Raw genomic sequence first — 12,278 nt, forward strand, 5'->3', positions numbered from 1 at the left:
GCGATACCACGGGAGCGGCCGGTTCAAACGTTGCCACCGGCCCGTTCCGGGCCTGAGCCGGTCAGCGGCCGTTGCCCGGGTGGAACACGCTGAGCTCGCCGTAGGCCGCCAGGGCACCTGCCAGGTCACCGGTTCCGTTGCGCAGAACCGAATCCAGGAACGTCAGAGTGGCTGCGGCGACGACGCGCGGGCTCTCGGCGCGGCCCAGCGAGCCGACCACCGAGGGCACCGGCGGCAGGTACAGAGGGCCGTCCGTGAAGGTGAGGTGCGCGGCACCGGGGACGGTGAGCCGGTGGTTCGTCGCCGTGCCGCGCGTGAGCACCTCGGTGAGCTGGGGCAGGTAGCGGGGATCGGTGGCCGGGGTGATGGCCTGGGTGAGCGCGAGCGTCGGCCGGCCGAGGTCGGGCGTCAGGGGACCGCGGGGGTAGCCGTCGAGGTCGATGACGGCGTCGAACCGGTGGTCCTGCCGGGCCGCCTGCAGCGCGGCGGCACCACCCATGGAGTGACCGGTCGCGGCGACCCTGCCGGTGTCCAGGCGCCCGGCCAGCGCGTCGGCGCCGTCACCTCGGTCGAGACCCTCCAGCCGGGTCAGCGCGAAACCGAGGTCGGCGGCCCGGACCGCCGTCCAACCGGCACCCAGCCTGTCGTCCTCGTCCCGGTCGCCGGTGGAGACGGTCGCGGTGGTGATCGTCCTGCCGTCGGCGAGCACGACGGCGGCGGAGTCGTACGGGTGGTCGAGCGCGGCCACCACGTAGCCGTGGGAGGCGAGTTGCTCCGCCCACGCGGTGTTCTGGGTGCGCACTCCGCCGGATCCCGGGGAGAACAGCACGATCGGGAACCGTTCTCCCGCACCGGCCACCGGGGCGTCCGGAATCGCGTGGGTGCGGGCGCGCGGCAGGCCGTCGAGGAGGAAACCCGGCAAGCCGACCCCGCCGGCCAGTGCTTCGGAGACGGTGCGCGCTTCGTCCTCGGTGCGTCCGAGGTACCGGGCACGTGCCACGTCCGCCGAGCCGTCCCGCGCGGGGTACCAGAGTTGCGCCACGACCGTGCGCCGGTCCAGCGGATCGGCGGTGAAGGTCTCCGGGCGGTCCGGGTCGGTCCACTGCAGCACGCGGGTGCCGACCGCGAAGCCACCGGAGGGCTCCGGGAAGACGGGGACGGGAAAAGCCCACGCCGTGACGGGGCCTGTGGCGATCAGGCTGGCGCACGCCAGCGATCCCGGCAACGCCAGCCACCAGCGGACCCGCCGGGCACGGCCTCGCACCAGCGGGGAGAAGGCGAACGGCGCCGCGACGGCCGCCCCCGCCAGCACCGGCAGCAGTTGCCAGCGGATCCCCGTCACGCCCAGCCAGATCGCGGACAGCAGGAACACGGCCCCCGCCGCGGTGGTGACGCGGGGGCGGGCAGCGGCGGGCAGCCAGCGCGCCACCACCAGCGCGACGGCGCTGAGCAACGCCAGGACTTCCAACGGGGACAGGTCCAGTCCCGTGATGATCTCGGTCACCCGGCCATGGTCGGTGCCGGACCCGCGCGACCGCATCGCTCGCCGGGCGCGATCCCGGTGCCGTCTCCGGTGGCAGTCGGGCGCCCGGATCAGCGGCCGGACTACGACCACGGGAGGTGTCGGGAGTCCTACCGCAGTCGCAATCCGGCTCGCCGTAGTCAGACGGCAGGCTCATGTACGGGGCGGGCCGTCGGCCTACGATCGCCGTGTGACTACCGAGCGGCGCTGGGCGTCCCGGCTGCCGCCGGCGGTGTGGGACGCGCTGCTGCCGGCGCTTCTCCTGCTGCACGTCCTGACCACGTGGCCGCCTGCGGAGCTACCGGTGGCCGCCGCGCTCACCGCCGCTCTCGCGCTGCCCCTGCTGTGGCGGCGCCGGGCCCCGCTCGCGGTGTTCGGCGTGGTGGCGACCGCGGCCCTCGTCCAGTGGCTGGTGGACGTCCAGCTACCCGCGGACATCGCACTGCTGGTGGCGCTCCACACGGTGGCCGCGGAGTCGAGCAGGCGCGTCACACTCGTCGCCGCCACCGTCGTGGAGATCGGGGCCGTTCTGGCCTGCCTGCGCTGGGCGTCGGAGGGCGCGTTCCTGACCCCGTTCGCCGCGCTCACCGCGATGGTCGTCGCCGCGGCTGTCCTCGGCGTGAACGACCGGGCCACCCGTGCCTACCTGGAAGCCGTGCGAGGACGGGCCGTCGCCGAGGAAAGAGCCAGGATCACCAGGGAGATGCACGACATCGTCACCCACAACCTGTCCGTCATGGTCGCGCTCACCGACGCGGCCGTCCACGCGCAGCACCGGTCGCCCGCCAAAGCCACCGCCGCCATGCTCCAGGTCGCCGAAACAGGCAGGCAGGCACTGACCGACATGCGGCGCTCGCTCGGCGTCCTGCGCACCGACGAACCGGACGCGGCGCGCCACCCGCTGCCCGGCATCGCGCACCTGGAAACCCTCGCGGGCCAGATGCGCACCGCCGGGCTCCCGACCACTCTCGACATCGCCGGCGGCTACACGCACATCCCCGCCACCGCGCAGCTGACCGTCTACCGCCTGGTGCAGGAAGCCTTGACCAACACCCTCAAACACACACCCACGGGCACCCGGGCGGAGGTCCGGATCGAGTGCGCCGCCGAGACCGTCACCGTCGCCGTCACGGACACCGGCCCGCCGACTTCCCCCGCCGCCTCCTCCGGCCACGGCATCACCGGCATGCGCGAGCGTTCGGCCGGCTACGGAGGGACGGTGCTGGCCGGACCGCTTCCCGGCGGCGGCTGGGGAGTGCACACCCGCCTCGTCTTCGGCGGCGCGGCGGCGTCCGCATGACGATCCGCGTCCTGATCGCCGACGACGAGGCGCTGTTGCGCATGGCGTTCGGCATGGTCCTGGAGGCGCAGCCGGACCTGGCACCGGTCGGCGAGGCCGAGGACGGCGCCGCCGCCGTCCGCCTCGCCGCCGACCTGCGCCCCGATGTCGTCCTCATGGACGTCCGCATGCCGGGAACCGACGGAATCGAGGCGACCCGGGAGATCGTCCGGACCTGCCCGCGGACCAGGGTGCTGCTCCTCACCACCTTCGACCTCGACGAGTACGCCTTCGCCGGGCTCGAAGCCGGAGCCTCGGGCTTCCTGCTGAAGAACACCAGGCCCGAGGAACTGCTCACCGCGATCCGCACCGTGGCCGCGGGCGACGCGGTGGTTTCCCCGCGCATCACCCGCCGCCTGCTGGACAAGCTCCGCCCGCACATCCCCGGTGCCGCCGCGATCGCCCGCGACGGGCGGCTGAGCAGGCTCAGCGCCCGTGAGCGCGAGGTGCTCGTCCAGGTGGGCTCCGGCCTGTCCAACGCCGAGATCGCCGCCGCCCTGCACCTCGCGGAGGCGACCGTGAAGTCCCACCTGGGCCGGATCCTGCACAAGCTCGAGCTCCGCGACCGGATCCAAGCCGTGGTCTTCGCCTACGAAAGCCGTCTCATCCATCCGGCGTGATCACAGGACTGACCGGACCGCTCAGGTGAAGTCGACGACGGCGCGATAGCGCACGTTTCCCTTGCGAACCCGGTCGAGCGCCTGGTCGAAGTCGGCCAGCGCGAACATCTCCACTTCGGGCCGGATGGCATGGCGAGCCGCGAAGTCGAGCATCTGCCGGGTCTCCGCCACCGTCCCGACGATGCCTCCCACGATCTCCTTCGCCTCGGACACCAGTCCCAGGGCCGATACCGAGATGGGTCGCTCCGGCACCCCCGCGACGCAGAGACGGCCTTGGGGGCTGAGGATTCCCAGGTAGTCGTCCCAGGGCAGGTCGCCGGAGACGGTGGACAGCACGAAGTCGAACGAGCCGGCTGCCGCCCGCAGGGCTCCCGGCTCCCGGGAGGCGATGAAGCCGGTGGCGCCGAAGCGTTCGGCGTCGGCCTGCTTGTTCTTTGTGGTCGAGATGGCGGTGACCTCGCACCCCCACTTGTTCAGGAACTGGAGGGCGAGGTGGCCGAGTCCGCCGATGCCGACGACGGCGACGCGGTGCGTCGGGAGCACCCGGTTGGCGATCAGCGGTGAGAACACCGTGGTGCCGGCGCACATCAGCGGTGCGGCGTGCTCGGACGGCATCGAGTCCGGGATCGGGTAGACGTGCCGCCAGTCGCTCGCCCTGACGTGGTGGGCGAAGCCACCGCGGTCGCCGCGGAGCACCAAAGCGTCGCGGCGCGGGCACAGGTTGGTGCGCCCGCTGATGCACGACTCGCACCGGAAGCACGACCCGGCGAGCGCGCCGACGCCGACGCGCTGCCCGATCGGCAACGCCGCCTCGTCGACGGCGGCGCCGATGGCGACCACCTCGCCCACGACCTCATGCCCGGCCACGGCCGGGAACCGGGCAAGGCCCCACTCGTCGTCGATGGCGGCGAGATCGGTGTGGCAGATGCCGCCGTGAGTGACGCGCACGTCGACTTCGTTGGGGCCCAGCGGTCCTGACTCGTACTCGTAGGGCTGCAAGGCGCCGCCGGCGGTGCGGGCCGCGTAGGCGATGACCTTCATGGTGAAGTCCTCTCGGGACAGGTGAGGGCGATCGATCACCCGTTCGGTGATCGACGGAACTGGCGGGGGTACTACCTGCGGAGCAGGGATCAGCCCTGTTCGCGGGTGATCGCAGCGAGGACGATGTGCTGCACCGCGCGAACGGTGGCGGGGAGTCCGTCAGGGTCCCTGTTGATCCGGTCGATGCCGGCGCGCACGGTGCCGGTCAGGAGAGCGACGGTGAGCGAGACGTCGTCGACTCCACGGAACTCGCCTGCGCCGATGCCGTCGCGGACGACGCTCTCCACTTCGGTCACCAGGGTGGCGAACGGGTTCTCCGGCCCTGCCGGGAGATCGGCGACCAGCGTTGTGGAGTTCGGGAGGAACATCAGGCGCATGGCGTGGTTCGTGGAGGCCGACAGGATCGCTTCGATGATCGTCCGCATCCTGTCGGCAGCCGGAGCCGCGGAGCGTGCGGCGATCGCGGACACCTGGTGCACCAGCGGACGGCTGGCTCGCCGGGCCAGTTCGAGGACCAGCGCGCGTTTGTCGCCGGCGTAGTTGTAAAGGGTGTTGCGCGCGAGTCCTGCCTGCGCGGCGATGTGGCCCATGGTGATGGAGTCGTAGTCGCGTTCGAGCAGCAGGTGCCGCAACGCCTCGGTGAGGTCGGCCCACACCTTCTCGTGGTGTTCCTCGATGGTGGCGGCTTTGATCCGCGGCATCCGGCCGTTCTCCTCAGGAGGTCGGCGGGGACAGGTCGCGTCCTACGCCGTCGGCACGGCGTCCGGCAGCCGAGGCTGGTTCTCCTGGTGAATCGCGGTCAGCTTGACGTGCGTGAGCCGCCAGCCGTTCGGCGTGCGGATCGCCTCGTTGTCGTAGAAGCCGACCACCAGCCATGGACCGACGCCGTCGGCGGTGAACTCCTCCGGCAGCCAGTGCTCGGCGCGGACGTGGGCGTGGATCCTGGCCTTGTCGCCGTCGATCTCGATGACATGACCGGTGATGGCGTGGTGCGTCGCCTTGAACGGCGCGAAGCTCGCACGGAGACCTTCCACGTACTGGCCCAGGGCGATCGTCATCGGTGGAGTCCCCGTGACGGACGAGAAGTCGAGCGTGACCTCGTCGGTGAAGACCCGGCCGGGCAGCACGTCGAACTCCTTCAGATCTGCGATGTCGGCGTAGTGGCTCATCACTTCGATGAGCTCGTCGCGATCGTTCAGCGTGGTCATGTCTGTCCTCGTTCTCTCATGGTGTCGCTGCATCCGAGGTGCCGGTGCGTCTTTGCGACGATCTGTCGTAAACATTACGACAGATCGTCGCAAACAGCAACACGGCGGACCTGCCGCGCGTCGGGGTCAGGATGTGCAGACGGCGCCTGGGACACTGGAGCCTCGACCATCCGCTAGACCAGGAGTGCACCGTGCAGCAGGGAACCGTCCGTTGGTACGACCTCGAGCGAGGCTTCGGCTTCCTCGCCCCCGACGACGGCAGCGCCGACATCTTCGTGCACGTCTCGCAGGTGCAGGGCGAGGGCGCGGCCCGTGGGCTGCGCGAAGGCCAGACGGTGGAATTCGAGACCGGTGAGGGACCCCGCGGTCCGCAGGCGCTGCACGTCGTTGTCACCGGGGACACCGCGCCCGACGCGACCCTGGGCGTGCTCGCCACCGTCTCCTGGTACGAGCCGGCCAAGGGCTACGGGTTCGCCGCGCCGGACGGCGGGGGTGCGGAGGTGTTCGTGCACTCCTCCGCCATCGTCACCGGGGGCGTGCTCGCGGCCGGGCAGCGGGTGGCCTTCGTCGTCACCGCAGGGGAGAAGGGGCCGCAGGCCCAGCACGTGGTGCCGCTGAGCTTCGACGCCGGAGTCCACCGCGCTCCTCTGGTCGCGGCCGGCGACGGCGCCGACGGCTCCGTGCTGTGGTTCGACGAGGAGAAGTCGTTCGGTTTCGCGGCCGCCGACGACGGGGCGGGCGACGTCTTCCTGCACGTGCGCGCCCTGGTCGACGAGTGGTACCTGCCGGCCGAGGGCGACCGGATCTCGTTCACCACGGTCACCGTGGACCAGGGTCGTCAGGCGCGCGACGTGCGGTTCGTGGCCAGCGGCGAGCCGGTGCAGGCCGCCGCGGCCCCCGGCCAGGCCCGTCCTGCCACCCGGCCCGCGGCCCGCGCCGGCGACGGCACGGTGGCCCGCTACGACGCCGACCGCGGCTTCGGCTTCATCACCCCCGACGCGGGCGGGCCGGACCTGTTCGTGCACGTCTCGGTGGTCTCCGGCAGCGAGCCCCTGGTGGCCGGCGAGCGGGTGCACTTCCGCATCCGGCAGAGCGACCGGGGCCCGCAGGCCGACTCCGTCGAGCGCGCCTGACCGCCCCGGTGGTCGTAGTGCGCCCGCACGTACGTGATCACCTCGGCGGTCGGCATCCCGTCCAGGACGGACAGGCACGCCAGCAGGGTGCCGGTGCGACCGCGGCCGCCACTACGGCTGCCGACCCGTCGGGCTCTTGCGCCGGGACGTCGCCAGGCAGCGTGCAGGCGCCGATGACGATCACGAGTTGCACAGCGGCCGACCAGCAGGCCTGCAACCTGACGGCGATACGTCAGAGGTTCCCAAAGGCAAGTACGACAGAGCCCGGCCCTGAATACAATGAAGATCAAGAAGCACTTCGAACGAACTGGCGGAGCGATTCGGATGGGCGACCGGGTTTTCCTGCTCTGGCACGTGCATCACGTCGCCGAAGACGAGAGCGGGACGGTCAAGCACTTCGAACCTGACGGCGAGTTCTCGGCCCACGAGGAGGAGGGTGACGACGTGAAACTGCTCGGCGTCTACTCCTCACGGGAGAACGCGTCGGCCCGTATCGAGCGAGCCAAGGAGCTCGAGGGGTTCTGCGACGAACCGGCGTGCTTCTACATCGACGAGTACATGCTGGACGAAGACGAGTGGACCACGGGGTTCATCGTGGTCTGAGGACGCCGATGACAGGCCCAAGGTGCTGATGGGGAAGAGCAGGAGCGCCACATCGATCCGTTCGCTGTACGAAGCGGATCTGCGCAAGGCGTACGGGGATGTCGCTGCTCCACGGCGTGATTTCACGCGGGAGATGGTGAAACGTGATCCGTACTCGGCGCTCTTGCTCGATCTCTCGGCCATAGGTGAGACCGAGGACGACACGGACATCAACCACGAAGTCGCTTTCACCTACTTCGTGCGCGGCAATCGGCTGCTGGTCGTCAAGCTGTCGATGGTGGGCCCGTACGCGGTGGTGCTGGCGTTCGGCGAGGACGGTCACGGGCCCGGCGAGCTCCTCTCCCGCCCCGCCGGGCCGTTCGAGTCGCGGGTGCTCGACCTGGTGCAGGCGCACGGGTTGCGACTGGTTCCCGTCCACCACCTGGAGACGCCGGTGCCGTTGGCAGTGGTGCCCGGTCGCGACGAGGTGACGTTGTACGCGGCCCTTTTCGAGCCCGAGGCAGAGCCACCGTGGTGGTGAGTTCCGCGAGCAGCGAGTACGACCGACTGCTGTTGGCAGATCCGGTGATCGGGCGCCGGCATGGCAAGCTTCCACCCGGTTGAATCAGCCGATGGGGGAGTTGTCATGAGTATGACGTTGTCGTTCACGAGGGTCACGCCGGAGGAACTGGACCGGGCGTTCGAGGATCCCGAGTCGGCGGAGGAGTTCCTGGAGGACGAGAGCCGGCCGTACTGCTTCCTGGAGAAGGCGTGGGCCGGCATCGGGTTCCTGTTGCGTGCGGCCGGCGTGGACGTGGACCTGTACGAGGACGGCGATCCGATCGACGACGAAGCCACGCGGTTCGGCTGGAGTGAGCAGATGATCGCCGAGGCCGCCGACGCCCTCGGCGCCACGCCCGTCGAGGTGCTGGTGAGCCACTACGATCCGGCGAAGCTCAGCGCGGAGGAGGTCTACCCGATGAGGCACCTGTGGGACGCCGACGACCTCGACTACCTGCGGGACCACTACGTCGACCTGGTGCGGTTCTTCCAGGAGACGGCCGCGGTGGGCGGCGCCGCGATCCGCGACTTCAGCTTCTGACCGGCGATCTGCAGCGACCTCGCGGAACGGGCTGCCGCGCTTGGACAGCCGAATGTCCGAGAAGGACTCGAGCGCCCACGTGTTGATGGGACGAGTGTCCTCTCTATGAGAGCGTCACCCGGATGGATGACCCGAGGTTCTCGATGGCCGTGTCGCCGGGCACCTGCGTGGCGGAATGCCTATGTTGCGTTGTCGCGACTGGAGTTCGTGATCTCAAGTACTGCCAGTGGTTCAGGGGCGCCGACGTCGACGGCGATGGAGTCATCGCCTCTCGGGACGTCCGGATGATGGGCGAGTGTTACGTCGCGGCCCGTGATGCCGCGCAGCAGCCCGCGACCACTCGCCGGCTCGTTGAAGGGTTGGAGGCGTTCTGGGCAGGTGTGATCGAGCCGATGGACCAGGACGGTGACGGGAAGGTCGATCTGCGGGAGATGACCGAGGGGTTCGAGCGCGCCTTGGCCGATCGCACCCTGTACCCGCAGCAGGTCGGGCCTGTGGCCGACTGCTACTTCGACCTGATCGACCTCGACGGCGACGACAGGGTCGACCGGGCGGAGTTCGGGGAGATCTTCGGCCTGGCGGGCAACGTCTCCTCGGAGGACTGTGCCGCGGTTTTCGACGCGTTGGACCTGGACGGCTCGGGCTGGCTGGATCGCGCCGAGTTCCACCGGGCGCTCGCGAAGTTCTTCTACGGCGACGATCCGGACGCACCCGCCGTCCACCTGTTCGGCAAGATCACGCCTGACCGGCCGCGCCGTGTCGTCCGGCCTGATGGGCGACGGGCCAGTTTGCACTACATCGCTACCCGGCGACGTGAGCGACCATTGTTCGCGGTCGGGAAACGTCAGCGGCAGAGGTGATGCGTGGTGGAACGGCGCATGTCGGTCGCGACGCACTGGGGCAGTTTCGTCGCCGTGGTCGACTCCGGCCGGCTGGTGCGAATCGAGCCGAGGCCTGATGACCCCGCTCCCTCGCCCATTGGTCCCGGCATGGTGACAGCCGCCGACGACACTGCTCGCGTGCAGCGCCCCGCGGTGCGCAAGGGCTGGCTGAACGGCGAGCCACGCGTCCACGGCACGGCCAGGGGCACCGACGCCTTCGTGGAGGTGAGCTGGGACCACGCGATCACGCTGGTGAGCGACGAACTCCGCCGAGTTCGTGCACAGCACGGCGACAGCGCGGTGTTCGGCGGGTCCTACGGCTGGGCCAGTGCGGGCAGGTTCCACCACGCGCAGGGACAACTGCACCGGTTCCTGGCGCTGGGCGGGGGATTCACCGACTCCCGCAACACCTACAGCACCGCGGCTGTGGAGGTCATCCTCCCGCACGTGATCGGCGGTCATCCGTGGAGCTACCAGAGCCGCATGCCGATGTGGGACGAAATAGCCGAGAACTGCGAACTCGTGGTGGCGTTCGGCGGGCTGGCCCTGAAGAACAGTCAGATCAACCCCGGCGAGCTGGCCAGGCACCAGACGCGAGACCTGCAACGCCGGTGCCGCGAGGCCGGGGTGCGGTTCGTGAACATCAGTCCCATCCGCAGCGACACCGCCGAGTTCCTCGACGCCGAGTGGCTGCCCGTCGTTCCCGACACCGATACCGCCGCGATGCTCGGCATTGCCCACACGATGCTGGTCAACGGCTGGCACGACGAGGACTTCCTGCGCCGGTGCTGCGTCGGGTTCGACCGCTTCGCCGCCTACCTGACCGGCGAGCTCGACGGCGTCCGCAAGGACGCCGCCTGGGCCGCGCGGATCACCGGCATCGGAGAGGACGTGATCGACGACCTCGCCCGCCGCCTGACCTCTCAACGGTCACTCGTCATGGTCAACTATGCGGTGCAACGCGCGGACCACGGAGAACAACCGATCTGGATGTCCGTGGTGCTGCCCGCCATGGCGGGCTCGATGGGCCGGGCAGGCTGCGGCTGGGGCGCGGGGTACGCGACGCTGGACGCGACGGGCGTCGCCCCGGACCGCCCTTTCGTGGCGACCATTCCCGCAGTCCCTAACCCCGTTGCGGACTTCATCCCCGTCGCGAGGATCGCCGACACCCTGCTGCACCCCGGTGAGGTCATCGACTACGACGGCAGTCGGCTCACGCTGCCCGAACTCCGCCTGGTCTACTGGTGCGGGGGAACCCGTTCCACCACCACCAAGACCTGCACCGGTTGACCCGGGCCTGGCAGATCCCCGACACGGTGGTGGCGCACGAAGCGTGGCGGAATACGACGGCCAAGTTCGCGGACGTCGTCCTGCCCATCGCCACCAGCCTCGAGCGCGACGACTTCGCCGCCGGCTTCTCCGCCCCCCACCTCGTGGCGATGCCCAAAGTCCGTGAACCGGCAGGCGAGTCGCGCACAGATCACCACATCTTCACCGACTTGGCCTCTCGGCTCGGGTACGAGAAGGAGTTCACCGAGTCGCGCTCCGAGAGCGAATGGCTCCGCCACCTCTACGAACAGACGAGGGCACAACTCGGCGACGCCGCTGCCCTGCCGGACTTCGACGACTTCTGGCGAAGCTTCAGCGCCGCACTGCCGGCCTCGACCGGCCCGTTCCCCGGCAGCTTCGAAGCCCTCCGCTCGGATCCGCAGCAGTTCCCCCTGCCGACGCCCTGGGGCCGGATCGAGATCTTCTCCGAGAAGATCGACTCGTTCGGCTACGACGACTGTGCCGGGCACCCGAAGTGGTTCGAGCCGGTGGAGTGGCTTCACGCCGAGCTGTCGGACCGCTTCCCGCTGCACCTGATCTCGAACCAACCGGCCTCACGCCTGCACAGCCAGTACGACAACGGCGGCCACAGACTCGCCTCGAAGATCAACGGTCGTGAGCCCATGACGATCAACCCCGCGGGCGCCGCGGCACGCGGTATCGAGAACAGCATGATCGTGCGCGTCCACAACGACCGCGGCAGCTGTCTTGCGGGGGCGATCCTGTCGGACGACGTCATGCCAGGGGTCGTGCAACTGTCCACGGGAGCGTGGTGGGATCCGATCCAGCCAGGCCTGAGCGGAACGCTGGACCGCCACGGCACCCCGAACGTCCTCACTGCCGATCGACCGTGCTCGCGCCTGTCCCAAGGCCCCAGCGCCCACAGCGTGCTGGTCGACGTCGAACCCTACGACGGCCCCCTTCCCGATGTGCTCGCCTTCGCGCCGCCACGCCTTGTGCCAGATCTTCACCCCTCGCTCGCGTGCGATGCGGCCCACGTCCTCGAAGGCCTCGGCCAGCCGAGAGCGGGGCATGCAGATGTCCTCGATCAGGGCGCGTTCGAACCGCAGTATGGACGGCAGCGCCATGCAGCGGACGAAGAGCAACTCGGCGGGTTCGCCCTCCGCGGAGGTCCAAGTGGCCTCTTTGCCCGGGCTAGCGCCGCGATCGCACGGAGCGCGCGTCTGGAGCTATCAGATGCGATCCTGCCGCCTGCTCTCGGCGATGCGAATGAAGAACGGTTTGTCAGTTGTGATGAGTTGTTTCGTCGCGCGGGCCGCGAAGCACGAACAAAATCAACCCTGTGGCGCAGGAGAGCAGGGCGACCGCCAATGCTCCACGATCATCCGCCTGCGCGGTGGCAAAAGCCCACCATTGCGTTCCGATTCCTCCCTCCGAGGTGTAACGCAGACGGGCGCCGAACAGCAGGCAGCACATCAGGTAGAACAGCGGGAGGATCCAGCTGCGGGTTGCTCCCGCGACAGCGGCCGTCGCAAGAGCCATCCCGGTCAGGCCTGCGAG

Annotated in this window: 13 protein-coding genes and 1 pseudogene; 10 read left to right on the plus strand and 4 right to left on the minus strand. The window is 69.8% G+C overall.

Features of this window, described 5'->3' with window-relative positions; genetic code table 11:
* Positions 1 to 61 precede the first annotated feature (61 nt).
* Complete coding sequence (locus L6E10_RS31610; RefSeq protein ID WP_236223813.1) at positions 62 to 1,504, minus strand: hypothetical protein; 1,443 nt, start codon at positions 1,502 to 1,504, stop codon at positions 62 to 64.
* Positions 1,505 to 1,712: 208 nt separating this feature from the next.
* Here L6E10_RS31610 and L6E10_RS31615 point away from each other — a divergent pair, with 208 nt between their 5' ends.
* Entirely contained in the window at positions 1,713 to 2,822 is a 1,110-nt protein-coding gene (locus L6E10_RS31615; protein WP_236223814.1) for a sensor histidine kinase, read from the plus strand.
* A complete protein-coding gene (locus tag L6E10_RS31620; RefSeq protein WP_236223815.1) occupies positions 2,819 to 3,481 on the plus strand; it encodes a response regulator transcription factor in 663 nt (220 codons plus the stop codon). Before L6E10_RS31615 ends, L6E10_RS31620 begins: the two co-directional genes overlap by 4 nt.
* A gap of 21 nt (positions 3,482 to 3,502) precedes the next feature.
* On the opposite strand, the gene L6E10_RS31625 is transcribed toward L6E10_RS31620, so the two are convergent.
* The 3 genes from L6E10_RS31625 to L6E10_RS31635 all read right to left on the minus strand — a co-directional run bounded on the left by L6E10_RS31625 (position 3,503) and on the right by L6E10_RS31635 (position 5,730).
* A complete protein-coding gene (locus L6E10_RS31625; RefSeq protein ID WP_236223816.1) occupies positions 3,503 to 4,522 on the minus strand; it encodes an NAD(P)-dependent alcohol dehydrogenase in 1,020 nt (339 codons plus the stop codon).
* Positions 4,523 to 4,611: 89 nt separating this feature from the next.
* Positions 4,612 to 5,223: a TetR/AcrR family transcriptional regulator gene (locus L6E10_RS31630; RefSeq protein ID WP_236223817.1), complete on the minus strand. Its 612-nt coding sequence runs from the start codon at positions 5,221 to 5,223 to the stop codon at positions 4,612 to 4,614.
* Between the two features lie 42 nt (positions 5,224 to 5,265).
* A complete protein-coding gene (locus tag L6E10_RS31635; RefSeq protein ID WP_236223818.1) occupies positions 5,266 to 5,730 on the minus strand; it encodes a nuclear transport factor 2 family protein in 465 nt (154 codons plus the stop codon).
* Between the two features lie 191 nt (positions 5,731 to 5,921).
* Between L6E10_RS31635 and L6E10_RS31640 the strand changes: the two are divergent.
* From L6E10_RS31640 to L6E10_RS31685, 8 genes and pseudogenes are all read left to right on the plus strand, one after another.
* Positions 5,922 to 6,125 (plus strand): annotated as a pseudogene (locus L6E10_RS31640) (cold-shock protein); the annotation flags it as partial.
* Between the two features lie 30 nt (positions 6,126 to 6,155).
* Positions 6,156 to 6,863, plus strand: coding sequence for a cold shock domain-containing protein (locus tag L6E10_RS41285; protein ID WP_374237582.1), 708 nt, complete (start codon positions 6,156 to 6,158; stop codon positions 6,861 to 6,863).
* A gap of 279 nt (positions 6,864 to 7,142) precedes the next feature.
* Complete coding sequence (locus L6E10_RS31660) at positions 7,143 to 7,466, plus strand: hypothetical protein (RefSeq protein ID WP_236223819.1); 324 nt, start codon at positions 7,143 to 7,145, stop codon at positions 7,464 to 7,466.
* 133 nt (positions 7,467 to 7,599) lie between these two features.
* A complete protein-coding gene (locus tag L6E10_RS31665) occupies positions 7,600 to 7,986 on the plus strand; it encodes a hypothetical protein (RefSeq protein WP_236223820.1) in 387 nt (128 codons plus the stop codon).
* Positions 7,987 to 8,091: 105 nt separating this feature from the next.
* A complete protein-coding gene (locus L6E10_RS31670; protein WP_236223821.1) occupies positions 8,092 to 8,547 on the plus strand; it encodes a YfbM family protein in 456 nt (151 codons plus the stop codon).
* A gap of 122 nt (positions 8,548 to 8,669) precedes the next feature.
* Positions 8,670 to 9,407 (plus strand): EF-hand domain-containing protein, encoded by a 738-nt coding sequence (locus tag L6E10_RS31675; RefSeq protein ID WP_236223822.1) that lies wholly within the window; start codon positions 8,670 to 8,672, stop codon positions 9,405 to 9,407.
* A 6-nt stretch (positions 9,408 to 9,413) separates the two neighbouring features.
* Positions 9,414 to 10,718 carry a molybdopterin-dependent oxidoreductase gene (locus L6E10_RS31680; RefSeq protein ID WP_236223823.1) on the plus strand — a complete coding sequence of 435 codons (1,305 nt, stop codon included), beginning with the start codon at positions 9,414 to 9,416 and terminating at the stop codon, positions 10,716 to 10,718.
* A partial coding sequence (locus tag L6E10_RS31685) for a molybdopterin dinucleotide binding domain-containing protein (RefSeq protein ID WP_236223824.1) occupies positions 10,715 to 12,278 on the plus strand: 1,564 nt, incomplete at its 3' end. The genes L6E10_RS31680 and L6E10_RS31685, both read left to right, overlap by 4 nt.

The organism is Lentzea sp. CC55 (assembly GCF_021056325.1).
GTDB classification, from domain to species: Bacteria; Actinomycetota; Actinomycetes; order Mycobacteriales; family Pseudonocardiaceae; genus Lentzea; species Lentzea jiangxiensis.

What these genes read in the sequence shown, in the direction of transcription:
- L6E10_RS31670 (WP_236223821.1), top strand. Translation starts at nt 8,092, where the DNA reads ATGAGTATGACGTTGTCGTTCACGAGGGTCACGCCGGAGGAACTGGAC.
- L6E10_RS31630 (WP_236223817.1), bottom strand. Translation starts at nt 5,223, where the DNA reads ATGCCGCGGATCAAAGCCGCCACCATCGAGGAACACCACGAGAAGGTG.
- L6E10_RS31665 (WP_236223820.1), top strand. Translation starts at nt 7,600, where the DNA reads ATGGTGAAACGTGATCCGTACTCGGCGCTCTTGCTCGATCTCTCGGCC.
- L6E10_RS31675 (WP_236223822.1), top strand. Translation starts at nt 8,670, where the DNA reads ATGGATGACCCGAGGTTCTCGATGGCCGTGTCGCCGGGCACCTGCGTG.
- L6E10_RS31620 (WP_236223815.1), top strand. Translation starts at nt 2,819, where the DNA reads ATGACGATCCGCGTCCTGATCGCCGACGACGAGGCGCTGTTGCGCATG.
- L6E10_RS31635 (WP_236223818.1), bottom strand. Translation starts at nt 5,730, where the DNA reads ATGACCACGCTGAACGATCGCGACGAGCTCATCGAAGTGATGAGCCAC.
- L6E10_RS31660 (WP_236223819.1), top strand. Translation starts at nt 7,143, where the DNA reads ATGAAGATCAAGAAGCACTTCGAACGAACTGGCGGAGCGATTCGGATG.
- L6E10_RS31625 (WP_236223816.1), bottom strand. Translation starts at nt 4,522, where the DNA reads ATGAAGGTCATCGCCTACGCGGCCCGCACCGCCGGCGGCGCCTTGCAG.